General features: G+C 45.9%; 16 protein-coding genes and 1 tRNA gene. 14 read left to right on the top strand and 3 right to left on the bottom strand.

The window, feature by feature from the left end; genetic code table 11:
* The first annotated feature begins 205 nt into the window (after positions 1-205).
* The 9 genes from E4N66_RS02975 to E4N66_RS03015 all read left to right on the top strand — a co-directional run bounded on the left by E4N66_RS02975 (position 206) and on the right by E4N66_RS03015 (position 12,211).
* Positions 206-3,295 (top strand): glycoside hydrolase family 2 TIM barrel-domain containing protein, encoded by a 3,090-nt coding sequence (locus E4N66_RS02975; protein ID WP_253728907.1) that lies wholly within the window; start codon positions 206-208, stop codon positions 3,293-3,295.
* Complete coding sequence (locus tag E4N66_RS02980) at positions 3,292-4,167, top strand: carbohydrate ABC transporter permease (protein ID WP_253728908.1); 876 nt, start codon at positions 3,292-3,294, stop codon at positions 4,165-4,167. The genes E4N66_RS02975 and E4N66_RS02980 overlap by 4 nt, the downstream gene beginning before the upstream one ends.
* Complete coding sequence (locus tag E4N66_RS02985; RefSeq protein ID WP_253728909.1) at positions 4,164-4,991, top strand: carbohydrate ABC transporter permease; 828 nt, start codon at positions 4,164-4,166, stop codon at positions 4,989-4,991. Before E4N66_RS02980 ends, E4N66_RS02985 begins: the two co-directional genes overlap by 4 nt.
* 41 nt (positions 4,992-5,032) lie before the next feature.
* Entirely contained in the window at positions 5,033-6,322 is a 1,290-nt protein-coding gene (locus tag E4N66_RS02990) for an ABC transporter substrate-binding protein (RefSeq protein ID WP_253728910.1), read from the top strand.
* Positions 6,323-6,392: 70 nt separating this feature from the next.
* On the top strand, positions 6,393-7,274 hold the full coding sequence (locus E4N66_RS02995) for a DMT family transporter (protein ID WP_253728911.1): 882 nt from the start codon (positions 6,393-6,395) through the stop codon (positions 7,272-7,274).
* Entirely contained in the window at positions 7,274-8,272 is a 999-nt protein-coding gene (locus E4N66_RS03000; protein WP_253728912.1) for a LacI family DNA-binding transcriptional regulator, read from the top strand. The genes E4N66_RS02995 and E4N66_RS03000 overlap by 1 nt, the downstream gene beginning before the upstream one ends.
* A gap of 50 nt (positions 8,273-8,322) precedes the next feature.
* The gene (locus E4N66_RS03005) at positions 8,323-10,251 is read left to right on the top strand and encodes a DNA topoisomerase IV subunit A (protein WP_253728913.1); all 1,929 of its coding nucleotides are present in this window, start codon (positions 8,323-8,325) and stop codon (positions 10,249-10,251) included.
* Between the two features lie 63 nt (positions 10,252-10,314).
* Entirely contained in the window at positions 10,315-12,042 is a 1,728-nt protein-coding gene (locus tag E4N66_RS03010; protein ID WP_253672912.1) for an AMP-binding protein, read from the top strand.
* Positions 12,043-12,138: 96 nt separating this feature from the next.
* A tRNA-Asn gene (locus E4N66_RS03015) sits at positions 12,139-12,211 on the top strand.
* Positions 12,212-12,262: 51 nt separating this feature from the next.
* Here E4N66_RS03015 and E4N66_RS03020 read toward each other — a convergent pair.
* From E4N66_RS03020 to E4N66_RS03030, 3 genes are all read right to left on the bottom strand, one after another.
* Positions 12,263-13,705: a TrkH family potassium uptake protein gene (locus E4N66_RS03020; protein ID WP_253672911.1), complete on the bottom strand. Its 1,443-nt coding sequence runs from the start codon at positions 13,703-13,705 to the stop codon at positions 12,263-12,265.
* Positions 13,702-15,102, bottom strand: coding sequence for a Trk system potassium transporter TrkA (gene trkA, locus E4N66_RS03025; RefSeq protein ID WP_253728914.1), 1,401 nt, complete (start codon positions 15,100-15,102; stop codon positions 13,702-13,704). The genes E4N66_RS03020 and trkA overlap by 4 nt, the downstream gene beginning before the upstream one ends.
* A gap of 174 nt (positions 15,103-15,276) precedes the next feature.
* Positions 15,277-19,134, bottom strand: a complete 3,858-nt coding sequence (locus E4N66_RS03030) for a right-handed parallel beta-helix repeat-containing protein (protein WP_253728915.1) — start codon at positions 19,132-19,134, stop codon at positions 15,277-15,279.
* Positions 19,135-19,438: 304 nt separating this feature from the next.
* Here E4N66_RS03030 and grpE point away from each other — a divergent pair, with 304 nt between their 5' ends.
* The 5 genes from grpE to E4N66_RS03055 all read left to right on the top strand — a co-directional run bounded on the left by grpE (position 19,439) and on the right by E4N66_RS03055 (position 25,682).
* Positions 19,439-20,173 carry a nucleotide exchange factor GrpE gene (gene grpE / locus E4N66_RS03035; RefSeq protein ID WP_253728916.1) on the top strand — a complete coding sequence of 245 codons (735 nt, stop codon included), beginning with the start codon at positions 19,439-19,441 and terminating at the stop codon, positions 20,171-20,173.
* Positions 20,174-20,268: 95 nt separating this feature from the next.
* A complete protein-coding gene (gene dnaK / locus E4N66_RS03040) occupies positions 20,269-22,185 on the top strand; it encodes a molecular chaperone DnaK (RefSeq protein ID WP_253728917.1) in 1,917 nt (638 codons plus the stop codon).
* A 237-nt stretch (positions 22,186-22,422) separates the two neighbouring features.
* Entirely contained in the window at positions 22,423-23,571 is a 1,149-nt protein-coding gene (dnaJ, locus tag E4N66_RS03045) for a molecular chaperone DnaJ (RefSeq protein WP_253728918.1), read from the top strand.
* Between the two features lie 223 nt (positions 23,572-23,794).
* Positions 23,795-25,150 carry a hypothetical protein gene (locus E4N66_RS03050; protein ID WP_253728919.1) on the top strand — a complete coding sequence of 452 codons (1,356 nt, stop codon included), beginning with the start codon at positions 23,795-23,797 and terminating at the stop codon, positions 25,148-25,150.
* Positions 25,151-25,187: 37 nt separating this feature from the next.
* Positions 25,188-25,682 carry a methylated-DNA--[protein]-cysteine S-methyltransferase gene (locus tag E4N66_RS03055; RefSeq protein WP_044015231.1) on the top strand — a complete coding sequence of 165 codons (495 nt, stop codon included), beginning with the start codon at positions 25,188-25,190 and terminating at the stop codon, positions 25,680-25,682.
* Positions 25,683-25,701 lie beyond the last annotated feature (19 nt).

Below are 25,701 nucleotides of genomic sequence, written 5' to 3' on the forward strand. Positions count from 1 at the left end.
TTGCACGAAATTTTGAAAAAATTTCGTGCACTTTATTTTACAAGAAGAGCAATCGCATCAGGCAAATAGATCAAAGTCGCATAATCATATGGGCTGGGCGACCATTTGAGCCGCGTAGCGGCGAAACTTTGGTCGAATAGCCCATATGATTATGCGGGAATATCCCCAAAAGTGCATGATGCGATTGCTCTGAAGAAGGAAGTAGATGGAACGGCAAAAAAAACGATGGGAAGATGAAACGCTTTTACACATTGGACGGAGGAAAGCGCAGCCGCGCCTTATGCGCAGCGGTATGCATCCTACCGATTTATCGCTGAATGGTACATGGGACTTTTTATATCTACGTGCGCCGGAATTTTCGCCTGAAGGTTTTTTTGAAAAAAACTTTACGACAAAGGAATGGAATACGATACCGGTGCCTTCATGCTGGCAGATGCAGGGATACGGGCAGATGCATTACACGGATGTGTGGTATCTGTTTCCTGTCAATCCCCCGTTTGTGCCGAGTGAAAACCCAACCGGAATATATCGCCGTTCTTTCACTGTACCTGATACGTGGCAAGACGGTAAAACAATACTGCGATTTGACGGTGTCGGCAGCGCATTCGATGTATGGATAAACGGCATTCATTGCGGATATAGCAAAGTAAGTAGGCTTGCTTCCGAATTCGATATTTCACATTGCGTGGTTATAGGTGAAAATCAAATCACAGTACGAGTTTACCAATGGTCTGACGGTTCGTATTTGGAACGACAGGATATGTGGGTATTCAGCGGGATACTTCGCGATGTAACGGTGTATCACGAGAGTGCATATTCAATTTCTACTTGCTTTGTTTGCGGCGATTTAAAAAACGGATACAAGGATGGTGTGTTGTATGCCGATGTTCTGCTGAGTGCAGAAGCCGAAGGTGCAGACTATACGGTAGAATACCACTTGTCGGAAAAGGACAGCGGACGGGAGATAGTACACGGCTGCGCTACCGTTCAAGATAGTACCTGTAATACAATGCAGGATGGTGTTCAAAACGGCGGTACGGTATTCTACTCGAACAACTGCAGTTCAATGCTCAGAGTGATACGCGAAGAAATTTCCTCGGTGCATACATGGACTGCTGAGACTCCTTTTTTATATTGCTTACAACTGGAACTAAAAAAAGACGGACGAATACTTGACACTGCAGCGCTGACGCTCGGTTTTAGAAAAATTGAAATTATTGACGGGAATTTTACGGTAAACGGAAAAGCGGTGTTGCTGAACGGCGTCAATATGCACGATTTTAGTCCGGCCGGTGGCAGTACGGTAGATAAGATCGTTGTTGAGCAGAACATCATATTGATGAAGCAGCATAACATCAATGCCGTTCGCTGCTCCCATTATCCCAAGGCCGATTACTTTTATGACCTATGCGATACCTACGGTTTATATGTTATCGACGAAGCCGATTTGGAATCGCACGGCTTTGAATGGGTGCAAGCGCCGAATTGGCTGAATGAAACGGCATCATGGGAGCAAGCCTATATCGATAGGTGCGAACGGATGGTAAAAGCTCATTACAATCATCCGTGCATCCTGATGTGGTCGCTGGGAAATGAGTCGGGTATGGGCACCAATTTTAAAAAAGCCGCCGACCGTATCCGCCGCCTCGACAAAACAAGACTTCTGCATTATGAGGGTGATAGTAATGCGGAAACAGCCGATGTGTATTCGACGATGTACACCCGTTTAAACCGGCTTCAAGAAATTGCCGAAAGCAATGATGCACACGGTAAACCGCATCTGCTTTGCGAGTATGCTCATGCGATGGGAACGGGACCGGGCAATCTTGAAGAATACCAGAACCTGTTCCGCAGGTATAAAAGATTGCAGGGCGGTTTTATTTGGGAATGGTACGATCACGGGATTCAAATCACAAAAGAAGACGGGAGTATAACGTATTATTACGGCGGCGACTTCGGCGACGAACCTAATAATTCCAATTTTTGTATCGACGGTTTATTAATGCCGGACAGAACGCCGTCCACAGGCCTTTTGTGTTATAAAGAAGTTATTGCTCCGGTAGCTTGCTTTCCTGCAGATCTTGCAAAGGGGCTTGTTACAGTGCGGAACCGCTACGATTTTACGGATTTGCATGATATTGCTTTATGTTGGCAGGTTGTATCTAACGGTACGGTATATGAAAGCGGCATAATCGATACGTTGACCGCCGCTGTGGGGAAGGAAGAGACAATCCGTATTTCCTATTCCTTACCCAAAGAATCATTTGAAGCATATTATCTGAATATACAATTTACGCATAAACACAAGACCTTATATGCGGATTCGGGTTTTATTGTTGCAAAGCGGCAGCTCTTATTACCGGTCGCGCGGATACCCCGGCAGCGCTTACACGACACGGAACACGGTTTGCAGATATCAGATGGACAGGCAAAACTTACTGTGTCCGGCAATGGGGTGCAGGTAGCGTTTTGCAAGGTAACCGGTAGACTGCTTGAATATACGGTAGACGGAATAAGCTATCTATGTGAAGGTTTTACCCCGAATGTCCGGCGCGCGTTGATAGACAACGATATGTATAAAGTTAAAGATTGGAAGGAGAAATATTTTATACATAAACAACAAGAACAGTTGGAAGCCTTTACCTACAGCTCAGAGAAAAATTATGTAATGGTACGTATTTCCACACATTTCTCCTTTTTAAATCAAGCATTCGGATTTAAATGCGAATACCGTTACCGAATATTTCCAGACGGTGAGATTGAATTTGACTTGCAAGCACGTTCATTTGCGTATACCGATTTTGTTCCTCAGATGATTCCGCGTACGGGAATAGAATTCAGTATGCCGTTGCAATTCAACCGTGTTACATGGTACGGATTAGGTTTCGAAGAAAATTACTGTGATATGAAAGCCCATGTTCAAAAGGGCCTGTATTCCGCGTCGGTACAGGACATGCACACCGAATATGTTAAACCGCAGGAAAACGGGCACCGGGAAGAAGTCGAACGGCTCCTATTGAGCGGCTCCGGTAAAGGTCTGGTATTCACATTTGAAAAACCGGTAGGAATCAATATTCACGATTATACGATCGATGCATTGGAAAAAGCAGGGCATATCGGCGATATAAAAAAAGCGGACAAGGTAGTGATACATATCGATGCAAAACACAGCGGACTCGGTTCCAACAGCTGCGGGGAAGAGCAACTATATAAAAATAAAACCCGCATTAACGATTTTACCGTTACGATGCGTTTTCGTCCCGTTGATCCGACAGATTTCGTGGAGAGATTATGACGAAAAAAAATATTATTACCAAGCATAATGTTCCGTATATTCTCCTTGCACCGACAATTATTATCTTTGCCGTATTTATGGTTTATCCCGTGTTTCGTTCTTTATATTTAAGTTTTTACGAGTATCGCGGAGGTACCTATGAATTCATTCATTGGGAGAATTATATAAAACTATTTCAAGACGGAATCTTTTTTAAATCGCTTTTTAATACTTTTGTATATCTATTAATTCAAGTGCCTGTTATGGTTGTGGGCGCCTTATTGATTGCAGTGCTCATTGAGCAAAAATTCATCCGCGCAAAAGCCTTTTTCCGTGCAGCAATATTTTTGCCTTCGGTAACTGCATTGGTAGCGTATGCTCTCGTATTCAAAGTACTAATGAATTCCGATTACGGCTTAATTAATTATGTGTTAAAAGCCATAGGCTTGCCGCCGGTTAATTGGTTTTACGGCGAATGGAGTGCGCGATTTGCAATTATTATCGCGATAACGTGGCGGTGGCTCGGTTATAATATGATTATTCTATTGGCGGGCATCCAAGCAATTCCAGAAGAATTAACGGAAGCAGCTCAAATGAGCGGAGCATCGCTTTTTCAAATATTATTTTATATCACCATTCCCATTATTAAACCGGTTATTTTGTTTTGCACAATAACTTCTACCATCGGTACGCTCCAATTATTTGATGAACCCTTTATTTTAACTGAGGGAGGACCGAATAATGCGACATTAACTGCAGGACAGTATTTATTTAATAACGGTTTTACTTATTTAAAATTCGGCTATGCTTCCGCTGTCGGTTATATCCTTGTTTTGCTTATTGCTGCATTGTCCATTTTACAATTTAAGATAACAAACAGGAGCGAGATATGAAAAATATAAAAACAGGAAAGTTCCTGTGTTTAATCATTTTAATTATCGCCGCCTTTTTAGCCTTATTCCCTTTTTATTTTATGTTTGTTGCAGGTACAAATACTAATACCGATATTCTTGCCGTACCGCCACGCCTTATACCGGGATTTGAATTAGCACATAATTTCCGGTCGCTAAACGGGAAAATAGGATTATTGCGCAGTATATGGAATACATTAGCCGTTTCCGTTATATATACTGTCATAAGTACGATTTTATTTTCTGCAGCGGGTTATGCACTTGCGTTATTCTCATTTAAAGGGCGCAATATTATTTTCGGTTTTATTTTGGCTTCCATGATGATTCCCTCATTGGTTATGTATGTACCGCTTTTCGAAATGATGATTAAAATTCATTTAACGGATACTTATGCAGGTGTCGTTTTGCCGCTTTTGGCAAATGCATTCGGTATCTTTCTGATGCGTCAAAATATGCTGCATTTTCCGGCGGTTTTACTTGAAGCGGCACGGATAGACGGTGTCGGTGAGTTGGGAATTTTTGTTAAAATCGTATTGCCGAATGTCAGACCTGCTTTAGGTGCGCTTGTTATTTATATGTTTACCGGTATGTGGAACAATTTTATGTGGCCGCTTATTATTCTCGGAAGTAAACGTTTATATACCCTACCGGTTAGCCTTGCAATGCTTGACGGGAATCCTACAAATAAAAATTATGCAGTGATACTTTTGGCGGCTGCTATTGCAACACTCCCTGTGTTGTTGATATTTTTTATTTTTCAAAAACAATTTATTGCCGGTGTCATGGGCGGCGCTGTAAAAGAATAGAAATCGTTCGGAAAACGATTCTTAAATATTAGGAGGAAAAAATGAAAAAGAGTATTATAAGCGGCTTATGTATCGCCGCTACAATCATGATGCTTTTACCCGGCTGCAGTGAAAAAAATACTGCAGATAAAGACAAACCTCAAACCGTGACTATCTCCGTTTGGTCATGGGATGTCGCTTTAATGCAACTGCAGAGCGCAGCGGAAAAATTTAAGTTGACACATCCTAACGTAGAGTTTGAATTCGAAGAAATGGGAACGGATCAAATTTACAATAAGCTGTCTACTTCTCTTGCAACCGGAAACGGTATTGCCGATGTCGTTTCGATTGAAGGCGATGTATTTGCCGGTTATGTCGATAAATTTCCACAAGGATTCCTTGACCTGACGGATATTGTCGACGAGCGGAACTTCCTACCGGTAAAAATCGGCGAAGTAAAATTTAACGGAAAAATTTATGCGTTCCCGTGGGATGCGGGACCTATGGGGTTGTTTTATCGTAAGGATTATTTTGAACAAGCCGGTGTAAAGGCTTCCGATATTATTACATGGAATGATTTTATTGCTGCCGGTAAAAAAATAAGCGCCGTATGTAAAACACCTTCGGGGAAAGCGGTTAAGATGCTGCCTATACGTCCTACAAGACCATCACTCTATGCGATCCTGTGTGCAGAGCTCGGTCAGTCGGTATTCGATGCAGAAGGAAATCTGCTTATTGATACGCCGCAGTCACTTCAAGCAATGCACCTTTTTAAAGAAATCTATGATTCCGGTATCGGACAAAATTATAACGGATGGGATGAATATGAAGGCACTGTTGTTAATCAAACAGTCGCAACAATCCCGGAAGCGGTGTGGATGATCGGAACAATAAAAGATAAAGCACCGGACACAGCCGGAAAGTGGGGTGTTATCGATTTACCGAAGATAAGTGTCGATGGTTCTTCAAGCTGTGCAAACGGCGGTTCCGTAGTTGCCATTCATGCAAAAACTGCTTTGCCTGATCTGGTAAAAGAATTTGTAACATTTGCGATGACCGATACCGCTTTGCAAGCAGAAGGCTTTGAAAAATACGGATTATATCCATCGTTTATTCCGAGTTATAGCGAGCCTGTATTTGAACAAGGGGATGATTTTTTTGGCGGTGATAAGATCTATAGCGTATTTATTGAAAATGGGAAAAAAATCCCTGCCTTTCCGCAAAATCCTAACATAGCCGAAGCAAATGATATAATAGGTTCGGCTGTATCCCGTATTCTATTGAAAAATGAAGATATAAATACGACAATGCTTAATTTGCAGCGGGATTTATCGACAAAGTTCGCAAAATAACTTATAGTTACCGGCTATAACCTATCCGATAACTTCGGATAGGTTATAGGTTTCCCGTAGGATTATGATTATGAATAAAGAGCTTTTAGGCGTTATTGGATTATTATCGGCTACTATATTGTGGGGTGCAGGGTTTCTTGCCGTAGACCTTGCATTAACCGCATTTACGCCGATGCAAATTATGGCGGTGCGTTTTTTTCTTGCGTCAATCATTATGTTTTTTGCCGCGCGTAAAAGTTTGCAGAGCGTTTTAAAACAAGAGGTGATAGCCGGTATTATTATGGGGCTATGCTTATTTCTTGCGTTCACGTTACAAACGATCGGTTTAAAGTTTTCCACACTGTCTAACAACGCATTTTTAACAGCGACTAATGTTGTCTTTGTTCCCTTCCTCGTGTGGGGTGCATATAAAAAGCGCCCTGCACTGCGTGAATTCGCCGGTATGATTTTAGCGATGGCTGGGGCGGGATTTTTAACATTGACAAAAGATTTTACTATCGGCATTGGAGATACGCTTTCGCTTGCAGGTGCATTCTTTTTTGCCTGTCAAGTTTTTTTTACCGGTAAATATGCTCCCCATTATCGAACTGATATCCTCAGCTTTGTCCAGATAACAACTGCCTTTGTCTTATCCTGTATTTCCTTGCCGTTTACCGGCGGAATGGCAGGAATAGTATGGGGGAAAAATGCTTTATTATCGATTTTATATCTCGGTATTGTCAGCACGGCAATTACCTATTTTTTACAGACCTCATCACAACGATATGTAAAGCAAGTACAGGCTGTCATCATCTTGTCGCTGGAAGCGGTATTTGCAACTCTTTTTTCCGTGTTGTTGATACATGAAAAACTTTCATTTCGGGTATTGTGTGGCGCGATATTGATTTTAAGCGCTGTATTCATCTCTGAGCTGAAATTAAAAAAAACGAAGTGTTATGATACGGTAAAGTAATGGCCACAATAAAAGATATTGCCGAAAAAGCGGGAGTTTCGGCTGCTACCGTATCGCGTGTTTTAAATTATGATGAAACAATCAATGTTCTGGATGAAACCCGTCGGCGTATTTTTGAAACGGCAGCAAATCTTGAATATGATCGGAACAATAAAAAACGAAAAAAAAATAAGTTAAAAATAGGCTTGTTGAGTTCATATTCCCACGAAGAAGAACTTGCCGATCCGTTTTATTTAGCAGTACGTGTTGCTGCCGAAAAGAGAATGGAAGATGAAGGTTTTGTGCGAATTGCCGTTTCAATAGCATCACTTGACGGGTTTGTACCGTCGGTGCATGGGCTGATTTGCCTCGGCACCTTTAGTCGTTCCATTGTGAAAAAAATTGCCGCATTAAAAAAACCGGTGGTATTTGTAGACTGCAACCCCGATGAAAACCGTTTTGATTCTGTGGTTATCGGTATGGAAAAAGCCGTCATCGGTGTACTCGATTATTTGCGCGAAAACGGCCATTCAAAAATAGCCTTTGTAGGTGGCAGTACTGAACTCGACTATGACGGGAATGAGGTACCGGATATTCGCTCCGAGGTATACATAGATTATATGAAAAAATACAACATTTGGCGCCAAGACTATTTAAGGAAAGGCGATTATTCTCCTAAATGCGGTTATACTCTTATGAGACAACTTTTATTGCAACAGGATCCTCCGACTGCCGTATTTGTCGTAAACGATTCTATTGCAATCGGTGCCTATAAAGCTGCGTATGAACTGGGATGGAAGGTGCCCGATCAAGTCAGTATTGTCGGTTTTAACGACATATCTTCTGCAAAATATATGGTTCCGCCGCTTACCACCGTCAGTCTGCACATGCGGACAATGGGAAGGCAAGCCGTCGGTATCTTAGCAGATCGTATCCGCTCGGACAGAGAAGTTCCGGTAAAAATCGTTATTCCGTGTGAATTGATTGTGCGTGAAAGTGTACGGAATATTTCACGGTAAGGCTAAATCTGGACAATGTCGGGTTTTTCCGCTATGCTCAATAACCTTGTATGGATTATGTAGAAAGTTTATTTAACACGAATTTTTTAGAGTATGCCAGTTATGTTATCCGTGACCGCGCAATTCCCGATGTAGAGGACGGCCTCAAGCCGGTACAGCGGCGTATTCTACATTCTCTTTTTGAGATGGATGACGGAAAGTTCCATAAGGTTGCCAATGTCGTCGGCTACTGTATGAAGTATCACCCGCACGGGGACGCGTCCATCGGAAACGCATTGACGGTACTCGCCAATAAAAGCCTCTTTATCGACAAGCAGGGGAATTTCGGCAACCTCTTTACGGGGGACGAAGCCTCCGCCCCGCGGTATATCGAATGCCGCATCACCGAATTTGCAAAAGATATCCTGTTTAATCCCCATATTACGCGGTATGTTCCTTCTTATGACGGCAGAAACAAAGAGCCGGTCGTATTCCGCGCCAAACTGCCTGTCGTACTGCTCATTGGGGCGGAAGGGATTGCCGTCGGTATGTCTACCAAGATACTTCCGCATAATATCCGCGAAATCATCGAGGCGGAAAAAGCCTGCCTTTCCGGCAAATCCTTTACGCTCTATCCCGACTTTCAGACCGGCGGGCTTATCGACGTGTCAGACTATCAGGACGGCAAGGGCAAGGTGCTGGTGCGGGCAAAGTTGGACACCTCCGACGATAAACGAATTGTTATCCGTGAACTCCCCTTCGGCAGCACTACCGAAAGCCTCATCGCTTCGATAGAATCGGCGTCGAAGTCGGGAAAGGTAAAAATTTCGGAAATTAACGACTATACGGCGGAACAAGTAGAAATAGAACTCAAGCTGCCGCGCGGCGTGTACGCAGCGGATGTTGTCGATGCGCTCTATGCCTTTACCGATTGTGAGCAATCGATCTCCTGTAATTTGCTGGTCATTCAAGACAATCTGCCGGTTCAAACGACTGTTACCGAGGTTATTAAAACCCACGCAAAACAGCTGACCGCTTTGCTGAAAGATGAACTTTTATATGAGCAGGAGATGCTGACCGACCGGCTGCACCTCAGAACACTTGAGCGGATATTTATCGAAGAGCGGATTTATAAAAAGATTGAAACGATGAAAACCGCCGAGTCGGTCATTAAGGCGGTTATCAAAGGTTTTGAACCGTTCAAAGCAGAGCTGATACGGGAAGTAACGGAAGACGATGTAGACCGGCTCCTCAAAATCCCCATTCGGCGTATTTCGCTCTACGATATTCAAAAAAACCGTGCCGAGGTGCAGGAAATTTCCGCCCGTCTTAAAGAGATGGCCCGCCTTTTAAAGAACCTTAAAAAATATGCGCTCAGCGTCCTTGACGGAATCCTTGCAAAGTTGCCGCCTGAAATTACGGCGCGCAAAACGGAGATTACCGGCTTTACCAAAGTGGACGTAAAAGAAGCGGTAAACCGCGACCTGTCGCTCCGCTATGATGAAGCGACCGGATACCTCGGCACTGCCGTGACTACCGGAAAAGAAATACTCAAAGTTTCGCCGTATGACCGCATTTTTATCCTACGCAAAAGCGGGGTGTACACCGTTATGGACGTACCCGACCGGCTTTTTGTCGACACCGGTATGTGGTATTGCGGCTTTGCGGAAAAAGAATTATTGTCACAAATCCTCTTTACGGTTATTTATAAAGATGAGAAAACACAGTATCCGTATATCAAACGGGCACGGGTTGAATCTTATATATTGAACCGTGATTACCTGTTTGTACCGGATACGGCAACTGTGCTCTACGCAAGTACGGCTGAAAATTTCGAGTTTACGGTGCAATATACGCCCAAGCCTCGAACAAAGAAAACCGAAGCACGCTTTAAAACCGCGGATTATCCGGAAAAGGGATTAAAAGCGCAGGGGGTACGGCTTGCAGAACGGGAAGCGGAAGCTGCGGCTCCGGTAACGAAAAAAAATAGTAAAAAGTGAGGAAAACCTCTAGAAACGTGAGTTTTTAGAGATGTCTAGTACCTTGTAGGGGGAAAACTACCTATGCAAACAATCAATGAACTTGGAACTTATACCTTTCAAGCGATGCTGGAGAATAGCATCAAGCGGTTTGGGGAACGCCCTGCGCTTTCATTTGTGTCGGGATCGCCGATTTCATACAACGAAGCCGATAAGCAGATAAAACAGCTGCAGCAGCGTTTGTACCGCCTCGGCGTCAACCCGGGCGATAAGGTGTCAATCTATAGCCACAGCGTTCCTCATTGGGGAATCGCCTATTTTGCGATTGTTACGATGGGCGCCGTTGCCGTTCCGCTGCTACCTGATTTTACCGACAAAGAAGTTAAAACCTGTCTTGAACATTCCGAAACAAACATAATCATTGTTTCGGACAAACTGATGAGCCGAGTACCCGAAACCGTTTCGGTACTTATCGATATTCAGGACTTTTCGGTTAAAAAAGGTACGGAAATAAGAGACGGCACCCCTCCGCCTCATACCTGTAAAGAAGACGACACCGCTTCCGTTATTTATACGTCCGGTACGACGGGGCGTTCCAAGGGTGTGGAGCTTTCACATAAAAACCTTGTCTGCAATGCAATCGCAGGGCAATCCTGCCAACGCATTAACGAGTATGATCGGGCGCTTTCTATTCTGCCGCTTTCGCATGTATATGAATTTACGATCGGCTTTTTGATGTTTTTCTTAAACGGCGCCTGCGTGTACTATCTCGAAGGTATTCCAACCCCGCGGATACTTCTGCCCGCTCTGTTACAGGTGCGACCGACGATGATGCTGAGCGTTCCGATCGTTATGGAAAAAATATACCGGAACAAGATACTTCCGGCTTTGACCTCCTCCCCGTTCCGGGCATGGCTGTATCATACTAAGCTCGGTAAAAAAATCTTAAACCGCCTCGCGGGAAAACAGCTGAAAAAAACATTCGGCGGACACCTGAAGTTTTTCGGCTTGGGCGGTTCAAAAACCGATACAATCGTTGAAGAATTTTTGAGAGATGCTAAATTTCCCTATGTTATCGGGTACGGTTTGACGGAAACGGCGCCGCTTATTGCCGGTTCAACCGTTCGCCAAAGTGTTCCGGGCTGGATCGGTTACGCGATCCCCGATGTCGATGTTAAAATCGATAACCCTGATCCCAAAACCGGTATCGGTGAACTGCTGATAAAAGGCCCGAATGTGATGAAAGGCTATTACCGCGACCCGGAGCTTACAAAAAATTCGTTTACCGAAGACGGCTGGTTTAAAACCGGCGATCTTTTTGTGATGGACGAAAAAGGTCATCTCGCTATTAAAGGCCGCTCAAAAAACATGATTCTCGGTGCCAGCGGCGAAAATATCTACCCTGAAGATATTGAGTTTGTGCTCAATCAGCATCCGCTTGTAACGGAATCGCTCGTGGTTGAAGGGGAAAAATCTTCCCTTGTTGCCTACGTACAGCTTGATGAAGAAAAACTTGCTGCTGCCGTGCAAAAAGAGCAAAGTCAAAACAAAGAAGGCTCTGCCATTCAGAATTTGCAATCCGCCGTAGCGGGCGCTGTTTCCGGCTTGACGGATGCGATGGCTTATAAACGGGCGGAAATCTTAAACGAGATTAAATTTTTTGTTAATTCCAGTGTGAATAAGATGTCACGGATCGATAAAATTGAACAGGTTGAAGCATTTGAAAAAACGGCCAGTCAAAAGATAAAACGATACCTGTATCATTTTACGAACCGCGGGAAAAAGGATACCGAGGTTTCGGCAGGGGAATAATACACCAGCCGAAGCTTCTGTGTGACAATTTTATCCGATATGCTTGACATTTTTTTCTATTTTCGGTATAAATTTGTCCATAGTTATTTATCACTTTCCCCTGTAGCTCAGTAGGCAGAGCAAGTGGCTGTTAACCACTGGGTCCGTGGTTCGAACCCGCGCGGGGGAGCTTCCGAAGCTCAAACAGTATGACTGTTTGAGCTTTTTTGTTTTTATCCGCTTATCGGCGCCAAAAGGCAGGTACGCATAAGATAACGATGGTGTACAGTTCCAAACGGCCTGCCAGCATAGAAAAAGAGAACACGACCTTTGCCCAATGCGGAAAGAACGAAAAGTCTCCGCCGCTGCCGACTCTGCCGAATGCAGCGCCGATATTACCGACCAATGTAAGTGCTGCCGTTATGTCGGTAAGGAGATCCGCGCCGGTTAAGGCAGCCGTCAAAAACGTTACCAATAGACATACAAAATAGACGAACATGAAACCGGCAACGCTGTATACAACGTCTTTCCGTCCCGGGCGGCGGTTCAGTTGGATACTGAACACGCCATGCGGATGCAAAAGACGCTGCATTTCGTTTAAGGCTTGCTTGCGTAAAATAACCCAGCGGATCACTTTGATGCCGCCCGCTGTCGAACCGGAACACCCGCCGGTAAACATCAGTAAAAAGAGAAGCGCTTGTGCAAAGGCAGGCCATGCACAGTAGTTTACCGTAGAAAAGCCGGTGGTTGTCATAATCGATGCGACATGGAAAAAACTGTGGCGAAATGCTGCCGACAATCCGTAAACCGGTACAAGCACTAATGCAATGCCGATTCCTGTAAAAAGCGCGATACGGATATACGCCCGTAATTCGGAATTCCTAAAAAATTCTTCCGGCTTTCCGGTAAAAAGGTGGAAGTAGAGGCTGAAATTCACACCCGCCAAAAACATAAACACTGTACAGATAATCTCGATCGCTGCCGAGTTATAGTATCCGATGCTGGTATTTTGCGTTGAAAACCCGCCGGTTCCGAGCGTGGAAAAGCTGTGACACATTGCTTCTAAGAACGGCATCCCCGCAATACACAAAAGGATAATTTGCAAGACCGTCATTCCCAAGTAAATAAACCAGAGTGCTTTTGCCGTATGCGTAATTTTTGCCGTTACCTTTCCTTTATCGGGGCCGCTTGTCTCACTTTTTATTAGCTGAAAACCGCCGACACCGAGCAGCGGGAACAAGGCCACGGTTAAGGCAACAATCCCCATACCGCCGAGCCAGTGCATTTGCGTACGCCATACCCGCAGCGCCATCGGGTAGCTTTCGATGTTCTGTAAGACGCTCGCGCCGGTTGTCGTAAAACCCGAAACCGATTCAAAAAACGCATCGCTAAAGTGCGGCACAAATCCCGACAGCATGAACGGAACCGCACCCAATAAGCCCGCGCCGAGCCATGCGGCGCTTACCAAAAGGATTCCTTCGCGCACGGTAAGCCGAATCGGCTGCCGCTTTGTTCTTATAAATAAGAGAATTGTTATTACCCATAACACAGCCATCGGTATAAAAAACGCCGGCAGCATATTCCATTCATGCAAAAATACGGCAACTGCAACCGGAATCAAAAAACTTCCGGCAACAATCGAAAGGATCATAAAAATGATGGTTAAACATTGGAGAAATTTCATTTTTTACCGGCGAAATATTTAATCACTTCGTCGCTTTTTGCGACTTGTACGATAATAGCGAGTTTGTCATCCGCTTCAAGGACGGTATTTCCGCCGGGGATACGGCAGCCTGTTTCGTTTGTAATGAGTAGTATGAGGAACACTCCGGGCATTGCAATGTCTTTCAGGCTTTTCTCTACCGCTTCCGAGTGCTCGGAAATAATAACTTCGACTATCTCAAGTTCACCTGCTCCCATGGTATGAATACGGGTAAGGTGCTTACCGCCCAGATGGCTCATAATAACGTCAACCGTAACGTCTTTGAGCGGAATCGCCACGTCCACACCGATCTTATATGCTACGTTCGACATCACAGAGCTTTGTACCAGCGCAATAGTTTTGGGGATCCCCAGCGTTTTAAGATACGCAGAGGTAATCATGTTCAGTTCGTAGTTTTGTGTTGCATTGATAACGAGATCGAAGGAATTAAGCGCAATTTCTTCTATAAATGATTCGTCGGTAACGTCGCCGCTATAGATACGCGCGTCCGGATATTCCTCTGCTGCATGCTTTGCAAGGCTGCTGTCTTTATCGATAATGGCAACTTCCCAGCGGGATTTGGTACGCAGACCGAATAAGCGTTTAAACATACCGAACGAATGTTTTTCGATAAGGCTTGCTGCGACCCGTTTACCGACCTTCCCAATTCCGACTAGGGCAATCTTTTTGATGGGTTTAACCGTGAACCCGGCAAGCGCATAGAACCGCTCGATATAGTTCGGCAGTGTCAGAATCGAAATCCGCATACCGGCATGGAGTACGGTTCCTCCCGAAGGAATAGCGGTTTTATTCTCATCTTCTACAGCGACGACAACAAAGGGATCATCGATAATACTGCGGATATTTTGTAACGTAACTCCATCCAGCTTGCTATCTGCACCGATGGTAAAGCAGGTGAGCTGATACGGAGAATCTTCGAAGGCGATAATATCACTGACGGCCCCGTGCTCAACGGCATTAATGATGGCGAGTGCTGCTTCTTGGTCGGGATGCACCAAAAAATCGATACCCAACGTACGATCTTTTCCGGTGTTCAGCGATGCAACGTAATTTTCATTTCTTACGCGGGCAATCTTCAGTACCTTGGGAGCAAGAGATTCGGCAACACCGCAGATAATCATATTCAGTTCGTCACTGTCGGTAAGGGTAACCAGCGCGTCTGCCCGTTGGATACCGGCTTCGGTCAAGACTTTCGGGTCGTTACCGCTCGCCTCCGTTACGATACAGTCCAAGCGGTTGGCGGCATGGCGGGCGGTTTCTTGATTTTGTTCGATAAGAACCACATTATGCTTTTTTGCGATTAATCTTCGGGCAAGCTCAACCCCTGTTACGCCTGCGCCAATAATAATGACAGTCATTTGCAATGATACTAGCACAAAAGCATCGGCATGGACAGGGGCTCATTGATAGGGAATGCTCCCATTGATAATTCTTAATAAAGATTACCAATGGGAATTCCTATTGGGCATTTCTAAAAACTTAGGTATAGCTTTTACCCTGCTTGTCTCCTTCCTGCTAGTGCATAGGCACGGTTAGGGAGAAGGTGCTGTCGTGGTCAGTTTACCGGCAGTGTTGATATACCAATTTTGACCACTCTTCGGCGTTACCGTGAACTTTTTATAGTTGTCGTCAACGGTAATATCACCGTCGAGGACTTTGGTTGAAAGATTGTAGTTTGTATCCGGTACCGTAATACGCCCGACAGGAGTTGTGCTAGTCAATTTACCGGAAAGCGTAATATAAGTCTCCCCATTATCCTTTTTCAAAAATATATCATTTTTCCCCTTTTCATTATCACTGGAAAGAACAATGCGGCTACTTCCTTGCATCGTAAATCGACCGCCAACTACAGCGTCTTTATATACATACACACCGCCGCCGGCGCCCTGTGCAACACAGGCACTAACCTCACTATGGATAAGCGTACACTGTCCATTCCGAACAAAAATACCTCCGCCGATGCCTGAGGATTCGCAAGAGCTGATACGCGCATGAGTAAGCGTTATCGTTCCGTTGTTTGCGATACCCCCGCCTATACCGTTATTAGTAGAGATATTCGCTTTATTGTCTTCAATGATAACCGGTTTGTCTTTCGTACCGGTTATAGTAACCGTACCGTCCTCTTTGATATACAAACCGCCCCCACCATCCATAACGGCTATTCCATTAGTCACCGTATTATACCGGATAGCAACATTTGCTTCAGTTGTACATTCTCCCTTTTCCCCTATGTAAATACCACCACCTGAAGTTTTTGCCGTATTGCCTTTTGCTTTATCGGGATCCACTCCGTTATAGTCCTGTTCGCCGCCAATCGTACAGCCTGACTCTATGATAAGCTTTGCGCTACGTACCGCAATACCGCCGCCGTTTGTGGCGCTATTCCCTGAAATACGAGCGCCGTCTGTTAAAGTCAGCGTACCGTTTACAGAACCGCTTGTATTTGTTTTTATGTAAGCACCGCCGCCGCTGAAAATGCCTGCATTATTGTCTTTAACACTGCCGCCCTTGACGGTATACTCTGAGTTATCGTTATAACCTCCGCCAAAATATATCCCCGCACCGCCGTTGTTAGTATTAGGAGCCATACTTGTAAGGCTATTACTTTCTACGGTAATGTTATCCAAAACTCCCGTTATATGTGATGTTACATTAGAAGGGTTGAATGCAATACCGCCGCCTCGCAAACCTGCCGTATTACGCGAAATAATTGTCTCAGTTATAACAGCTTTCGTGTTGACACCGCCCGATGCAGCTACACATATTCCACCGCCTTCTATATCTGCCTCGCAGTCCATAATAACGCAGCCCTTTATCGTTAGCTCTTTAATATTCTTACAGAAGATACCGCCGCCCATACCATTGTCGCCTCCCCCCGCAGCCTTGCCGTTTTGAAGAGTGATGTTTTCGAGCGTAAGCTTTGTACCGGAACCCGTTACATTAAAGATACGGTGTGCATTTGCACCGAGTTCTCCCTTATTTGCGTCGAGAATATCGTAGGCACGGCCTTTATTACCGCGTATGGTGATGCTCTTGGTTACAGAAATCTCGCCATAGTTACCGGAAAGAGTACTAGCTGTAATTTCACCATCTACAACAATCGTATCACCTACCTCTGCCTCAGTTATTGCATCTTTGAGATGCTTCCAAGCACCGGAACCGCCTCCTGCTATCGCCGTTCCTTTTTTCAATACAAGCTCCTTATCATCGTCGTTCGAAATTAATACCCAGTCCTCCGCCTGTGAGCCCGCCTCTGTTAAATGGAAATAATAATTATATGCAGCAGCATACCCATTAGGTAGCTTTACCAAGGTTGTATTCTTTTGAGCACCATAGTTCTGCGGCTCAATATTGATATAGGAACCTATCGCCAAGTCTTTTGCCGTTACAAAAGCGCTTTGAGAAGCGGAGCGAGCTCCTAGACACAAAGTATTTGACCCTGTCGTATTGTCTCCAATCTGTGTCCTACCTGTTATAGTAAGTGCAGCGCTACCGGAAGAGGGCTTACTCAGGTATATTCCAGGACCTCTATTGATGATTCCCGTACCAATTGTATTTTTTTGCACTGCAACTCCGTTGAGTGTACAGCTACCTTGGTCTAGGAATATTCCCCCACCCATGCTTGCGTGGTTTCCGCTTCCTGCAGTAATACTTCCAACCATTCCGCCATTTATTGTTAAGATGCCTTTATTGTCGATACCGCCGCCGCTATTTGCTGCGATGCACTCCTGCACGATACAATCTGTCATTGTCAAGGTTCCGCCGCTTTCTATCAGCATTGCGCCGCCGCGGCCTTGGTTGCCTGTACCTGCCGCTTTACCGTTTTTGAGGGTAAGTTTTTCAAGTATCAGTTCACCGCCATTTTTGATAGTGAAAATACGATGGGCACTCGTACTGAGCTCATCTTTATTTGCATCGAGCATATCGATAGTTGCATCATTGCCTTTTATCGTAACCTTCTTGGTTATTTCGATTGCACCGTTGTTGCCGTCAGCATTGGTTGCTTTAATTGTACCGTTTATAGAGATAACATCTCCATCTTCAACCGCTGCAACGGCAGCTTTAAGCTGTTTCCAAGCGTTCTGTCCCGCGCTTATTTCCAGTGTGTTATTGCGTTTTGTTTTATAGTATACGACTACATCAGAACTCTTATCATAGCCCTCTTTTTCCGCCCATACCGTAAGCTTATACACAGCATCCGGAACAGCAGGTAATTCTATCGTTTGAGGTGTTTGTCCGGAGCTTTTGCTTACAACCGAACTGTTGCGTTCCAATTTATATTCTACCGTAGCTCCGGTTGTAGCTGTTGACGCTTGCAGTACTACTTTTTGTACACGCGGGTCATAGACTATTTCATGCGGATCGGTTTCACTTCCGCTCTTCGTTGTTGTTGTCCAATTGCCGGTCTGAACGGCTATAAGTACCGGACTAACTTTATTGGTACTGGTAGAAGCGACAAGTTCATCTTCGGAAAACAGTCCGGCTTCATCTTGCAGCCGAAACCGGTACTGCTTTACCGCGCCGCGAACCTCGACATCCGTTTTTATTCGGATAATCCATTTTTCAGTTGAAGCCGGTAATGGATCGGGCGTGACATCCGACTCAACATCTGCAGTTGCTAATTGACCCGTTGCGCTGGCTTCTAACAAGCGTCCGCCTGTGCCGCTGATATCGAATCCGCTTTTGTCTGCCTTTACCGTTAACGGTATCGAGGTGTATGAGCCGGAGCCTTCAGCAATAGAAAGATATTTAATATCCTTATGCAGAAGTTCGGAACTATTTATCTCCCTGTACATATCCGGTACTTCAAGAAACAACACATAGTAATGCTGGCCGCTTCCATCAGGGACAGCAGTCTTGCCGATTGCCCGATAGGTAAGATTGGGCGGCGGGGTATTTGCTTTTACATTGATCTTAAATGTTTCTGAAAATTTTCTGCCGTCTTTGGCATACAGCGTAATCGTCGGCCCGATATTCTTTTTGCCGTATTCATGTTTTTGTAAAAATTCCTTTTTATATGTGAGCGTTAATTGACTGTATGAATCCTGTGTCAGTTCATAATCATCGGGTTGTTTTGGGCTGCTTGTCGTTGTGCCGGCAACGTCTGTGGGAAAAACGATAATATCGGTAGGGGCGCCTGCATCTCCGGGCAGCTGAAAGGTGAAGTTTTTGGGATTACGGACGGTAAATGTTACCGTTACATCGCTTGATGAAGGAATACTTTGTATTGTGTCTGTATCGGTTTGTACGGTGATTGCAGGGTTAAAGCTAGACCGGACAATTGCAGCCTCTGTTGCCCAATAACTTAAATAGGTGTCAATATCGGCTTGATAATTTTCACATCCGGCACATAAAACGATGGCTGCCAAAAAAATAAGAAGTTTACGCATAGGAGAAGCCTCCTTCTTTTCATATTAAGTTCGGTAGGTACTGTACCAACACTTTCTATTTTACAAGTTCCGGTGAAATTTACTAATGCAGTGCTTACACTGCTCTATTTGCCTCAACCGGATATTATCATAATACCGATTAAAGGTAAATTGTATGGATTCATTGCTTATTAACGTCGATTTTAACATTGATTTTTTTCTTGACCATTTGCGATTCCGTTAGTATTTTCTATCTGTCAAATAAGGAATAAAACGGCAATTCGGCCGACAGGCAGATAAAGCGCCGGATAATTTGAGGAAGGGAATGACAAAAAAACATGAAAAAAAGCATGCGCAGGAGTGCGAAGCCCAACCGGTAGAGCAGAACGGTATGAACACGGACTCCGAAGCCGGTAAAAAAGCTGCCGGTGCGAATCCGCACGGTAACAGCACGGAAAATACCGGACAGTATGCGGCGCCGGAACAGCAAACCGGCAATCGGGAGCATGGAAAAGAGGCTGCCGGACAAACCGCTCCGGATACGGAAGCGTCAAAGGAAGCAAAGCCGGAGCCGTCCGATGCCGACAAGCTCGCATCTCTGGAAGCAAAATGCAGGGAATTGCAGGATCAATATCTGCGCAAAGCGGCGGATTTCGATAACTACCGTAAGCGCATGATAAAGGAAAAACAGGAGGCAATCGACTACGCAAACACGAATTTGATTTCCGACCTCTTGCTGATATTGGATGACTTTGACCGCGCTATCGAGGCCGGTAAAAAGGCAGGGGAAGAAAGCGCCGCTGCTTTTATGCAGGGTGTTATGATGATCCGGAGCGGCTTATCCTCGCTGCTGGAATCAAAGTATGGGCTGCAGTATTACGAAGCGCAGGGGAAGCCCTTTAACCCCGACATTCACGAAGCCGTTGCGACAAATCCCTCGGCGGAGGTTACGGAACCGACCGTCGGCGCGGAATTGCAAAAGGGCTATAAATTGAAGGAACGGATTCTCCGTCCGGCAAAGGTAATGGTATTGATGCCTGCACCGGCAGAGAAAAAATAACAGGCTTCCGAGTACGCTCAAATGCGCTTTTCGGAGCCGTCTATAAGACTATAAGATAGTATCCCGCACGGGATATATAAGAAGGAGTTTTTATTATGGGAAAAATTATCGGAATTGACTTAGGAACAACCAACTCTTGTGTTGCAATTATGGAAGGCGGAGAACCCGTCGTTATCCCAAATGCCGAAGGAGGACGCACCACACCCTCTATCGTCGCATTCAAAAAAGACGAACGGATTGTCGGTCAGCCTGCTAAAAACCAGATGATTACCAATCCCGAAGGTACCATCTATTCGGTAAAGCGCTTTATCGGCCATCGGTACAGTGAATTAACCGACGAATTAAAGCGTGTTCCGTATAAAATCGTACCGCAGGGAGATGATGTCCGTATCGAAGTGGACGGCAAAAAATATTCCACGCAGGAAATTTCAGCGTTTATCCTGCAGAAGATGAAGAAAACGGCAGAAGACTACTTAGGCGAACCGGTAACCGAAGCGGTTATCACGGTACCTGCGTACTTTAACGACGCACAGCGCCAGGCTACAAAGGATGCCGGTAAAATCGCAGGGTTGGATGTAAAGCGTATTATCAACGAACCGACGGCAGCTTCACTTGCATTCGGCTTTAACAAGGATTCAAAGAAAGAGAAGGTTATTGCGGTATACGACCTTGGCGGCGGTACCTTCGATATTTCGATTTTGGAATTGGGCGACGGTGTATTCGAGGTTAAATCGACCAACGGCGACACCCACTTGGGCGGCGACGACTTTGATAACCGCATTGTCGAATGGCTCGAAAAAGAGTTCAAGGCAGAACAGGGCATCGATCTTTCAAAGGATCGTATGGCATTGCAGCGGCTCCGCGAAGCGGCGGAAAAAGCAAAGATAGAGCTTTCCAGCCGTGCGGAAACGGAAATCAACCTTCCGTTCATCACCGCCGATGCGAACGGCCCCAAGCACTTGCAGAAAACACTGACCCGTGCAAAGTTCGAACAGATGACCGACGACCTCTTTGAGCGCACAAAAGAGCCTTGCCGCAAAGCCTTAAAGGATGCAGGGCTTGAACCGAACCAGATCGATGAGATCCTGTTGGTAGGCGGTTCTACCCGTATGCCGAAAGTAGCTCAGATCATCAAAGAGATTTTCGGTAAGGAAGGTTCAAAGGGTGTAAATCCCGACGAAGCGGTTGCAGTCGGTGCGGCTATTCAGGGCGGTATCTTGGGCGGCGATGTTAAAGACGTACTGTTGCTCGACGTTACCCCGCTTTCGCTCGGTATCGAAACGATGGGCGGCGTATTCACTCCGTTGATTAACCGCAACACCACCATTCCTACCCGCAAGAGTCAGGTGTTCTCGACTGCGGCTGACGGACAGACGGCGGTTTCCATCCATGTGTTGCAGGGTGAGCGCGGTATGGCAAGCCAGAACCGGACGCTCGGCAACTTCGACTTGGTCGGTATTCCTCCGGCTCCCCGCGGTGTTCCGCAGATTGAAGTTACCTTTGACATCGACGCGAACGGTATCGTGCACGTTTCTGCAAAAGACCTCGGCACCGGTAAAGAGCAGCACATCCGCATCGAAAGCTCCAGCGGCTTGAGCGAAAGCGAAATCGACCGCATGGTGAAGGAAGCGGAAGCCAACGCCGAAAACGACAAGAAAGAGCGTGAAAAGGTTGAGGTACGCAACGAAGCGGACTCGATGATCTATCAGACTGAAAAGACTTTGAAGGAAATGGGCGATAAGGTGAACGCCGCCGACAAGCAGCGCATCGAAGAAGCTGTTGCCGCTTTAAAGAAGGCGATTGAAGGCGGAGATACTGCCGACATCAAGTCCAAGACCGAAGCACTCCAGCAGGCTGCGTACAAGATTGCAGAAGAAATGTACAAGCAGCAGGGCGCCGGTGCAGCGGGAGCTGCCGGAGCAGGTGCAGCAGGCGGCGCTGCCGAAAGCGGCCCCACCAAGGGAACCGCCGACGACGTTGACTACGAAGTCGTAAAAGACGAAGATAAATAACCCCACGGTTTTTCTTCTATGCGAAATTTTCTTGAATTTTTCTTGAAAATTTCGCATATTTTTTTTACAATAAGGATAAGCGTAACAAATAAATAGAAACAAAGCGCAGACGGAGAGACTATTGTTGTTAAGAATAGACTTTCCGTTAGCCTTTTAAAAAGAGGCGAGGCAGAATGACCTTATTATTCTGCGGATATATTCAAAAAATGTCTGCTGCGCTTACCCTAGGAGCTTATTTTGGCACAACGAGATTATTATGAGGTATTGGGCGTAGCAAAGACCGCTACCGCCGATGAAATAAAAAAAGCCTACCGTAAATTGGCAATTCAATATCACCCCGATAAAAACCCCGGAAATAAAGAAGCAGAAGAAAAATTTAAAGAGGCGACTGAAGCCTACGAAGTGCTTATTGACGACAAAAAACGCAGCGTCTATGACCAATACGGTTTTGACGGTGTTAAAAATATGGGCGGCGGTTTTGATCCGTCTGCATTCCAAGGTTTTGAAGACATCTTCGGCGGAGGAGGCGGTCTTTCCGACTTGTTCGAAAGCTTATTCGGCGGAGGCGGGTTCGGAGGATTCGGCGGGTTCGGTTCATCGAGCCGCGGTTCGTCACGGAGCAGCGGCCCCGCACGAGGTGCAAACCTCCGGTATGACTTGCAGATCGACTTTACCGACGCCGTATACGGCAAGAAGATTGAAATACAGTATTCACGCGATGAGCACTGTACGGAATGCAAAGGTTCCGGAAGCGCCGGCGGGGGCGGCAGAAAGATGTGCCCCGACTGTAAGGGTACCGGACAGGTACGGCAGAACACCGGCTTTTTCTCCATCGCGAGTACCTGCCGGCGATGCGGCGGCTCGGGAACTATTATTGAAAACCCGTGCAAAAAATGCGGCGGTTCCGGCTTAGAGCGGAAAAAGCAAAAAATTATCATCACCATCCCCGCCGGTGTTGAAGAAGGCAAGCGCATTACCATTCCCAAACAGGGAAATGCAGGTTCAGGCGGCGGCGATTACGGCGACCTCTACGTATTCATCTTTATTAAGCCGCATCACTTATTCGAACGGCATGGGAACGACCTGTACTGTGTAATTCCCATCTCGATGACGCAAGCCGCGCTCGGAGGAGAAATAACGGTAAAATCGCTGAACGATAAGCGCCTGACGGTAAAAATTCCTGCCGGTACGCAGCACGGCGATGCGCTCAAGGTGCGCGGAGAAGGTGTCCCCGCTGCAAGCGGCAGAACCGGCGACCTCTACCTCAAGGTCATCATAAAAATACCGACGAGGATATCTTCCAGCGGTAAGAAACTGCTCAGCGAATTTTCTGCAATGGAAGGTGAAAATACGGCGCCGGAGATGGTGCCGCTGTCTAAGCTATAGGTAAATGCATCAGACTGTTTGGCATATAACCCCGCAAAATAAGCGGCTGTATCAGCAGAGTTTCACCGCTACGCGGTTCAAATGCTGCTCCAGCCACTTATTTTGCGATATGTGTAGCACCAGTCTGATGCATTTACCTTGCTTACGGAAAAAAGGGGCCGTAAGCCTTTTGAAATAGATAACGTAGTAGATACACCGTATATTGCCAAAAGGAGAGACCGAGATGAAAAAAAATTCCATAGTAATAAGCATTTTGTTTTTTTTGTGCTGTGCGGCGGCGTTGAATGCGGAAGAGGCAGCCGATGACTTCGGCTTTGACAGCGAGGCGGAATCGGGCAGTGCTTTTTCGATTGATATCGGCGGAAAGCTTTCCCTCGGCGGCTCGTTTTATTTTGACGATTTTAAGACTTTTAAGGATGTGCAGCCGGGCTCGCTGGTTGAAGGAAAGTTGCATATTCACGCAACCGCGCCGATGACGGAAGCCTATTTCGGTGTTAAGCTGAATGGTAAAACCCTCGCCCCCCTGCTCGGTAAAACGCAGACTGTTTTTCCGGAACAGCCCCAGATTGCTCCGTGGATTGACGAAGCGTATCTTAAAATACTCTTTAGTTCGGTAGTCATTACCGGCGGCATCCAAAAGATGAACTGGGGGCGGGCGGAAAGTTTAAGCGTTCTTGATATCGTCAATCCTCGCGATAAAACCGACCTTACGCTGATGTATGCCCCGCAGGAGATGAAAATTGCACGCCCGCTCATATCCGCTACTGTGTACCTTCCGTATGATCTCAAGCTGGAAGGCGTATATTTGCCGGTATTTGAAGGGAACCGCATTGTTACCGGAAAAACCGACCGCTGGTATTCGCAGCAGTTTGACCGGATTGTGCAAACCGACCCGTCGTTTTTTACCCGTGCGGTTAGCACAGTTAAAACCAATACCCTCGTATATTCGCAGGGCGGCGGGCGGCTTACGGCTGCCGTAGGAGGCAAGCACGACTTCGGTATTCAGTATTTTTACGGTCGGCTGCCGGAGCTTGCGTTTGAAACCCTTACCCCTACAACCTTTGCCGGTCTCTATAATCCCTATCACCACATCGGTATCGACTACGGTGTCGGACTCGGCCCCGTATCGCTCAGTGCGGAATTTGCCGCAAATATCACCTCGGATTTATCAGGCAATAATCCTTCCATATATAACCCGTCGCTTGCGTGGAACATCGGAGCGGTCTATTCCGCACCCCTCGGCTTTACCGTGAGTTTGACCGCAACGGAAAATATTCGGCTTCATCATAACAGAAGCGTTGCTCAAATCAACGATGTGGAATACGGCAAAAAAGCAACGGATACTAAGCTCGCATTTTCCGTATCGCAAACGCTCTTGCGTAATTCCTTGGAATGGAAGCTCGGCGCCATTGTCGGGCTTGAGGACGCAGACTTTTGCATTATGCCCGGTATCCACTGGCAGCTCGCAACCTTGCTTATCGACTGTAATGTCGGTATCTTCGGCGGTAAAAAGACCGGAAACTTCGGACAATTTTCCCGCAATAGCTTTATCAGGCTCACCCTCGCGTATGAGTTTTAAAACAGGTTGCCTTGAAATGTGATAACCGAGGATACGTATGACATATACCCAATGGTATGATTCTCCGCTGGGGAACATTTTACTGGCAGCAGACAACGCAGGTTTGACCGGCGTGTGGTTCAACGGCGAAAAGTTTTTTGCTCAGTATCTTGAAGAACAGCATGAAGAAAAAGAAACCCCGTTTTTACAGCAAACAAAGCGATGGCTTGATGTCTATTTTTCCGGAAAAGAACCTGATTTTACCGTGCCGTTCCATTTTAACGGAACGGATTTCCAAAATGCAGTGTGGAATATCCTCTGTACTATTCCATACGGGCATACAACTACCTACGGTGAAATAGCCAAGCAAATTGCCCGTCAACGAGGTCTATCCCGTATGTCCGCACAGGCGGTGGGCGGTGCAGTCGGTCATAATGGCATTTCCATTATCGTACCCTGTCATCGTGTTATCGGAGCGAACGGTAACTTAACCGGCTATGCAGGCGGCCTTGATAAAAAAATAGCATTACTGACGCTGGAGAAAATTCTTTAAGATGCAGGCAAATACAGTG

The organism is Treponema sp. OMZ 857, from assembly GCF_024181085.1.
Lineage (GTDB): Bacteria > Spirochaetota > Spirochaetia > Treponematales > Treponemataceae > Treponema.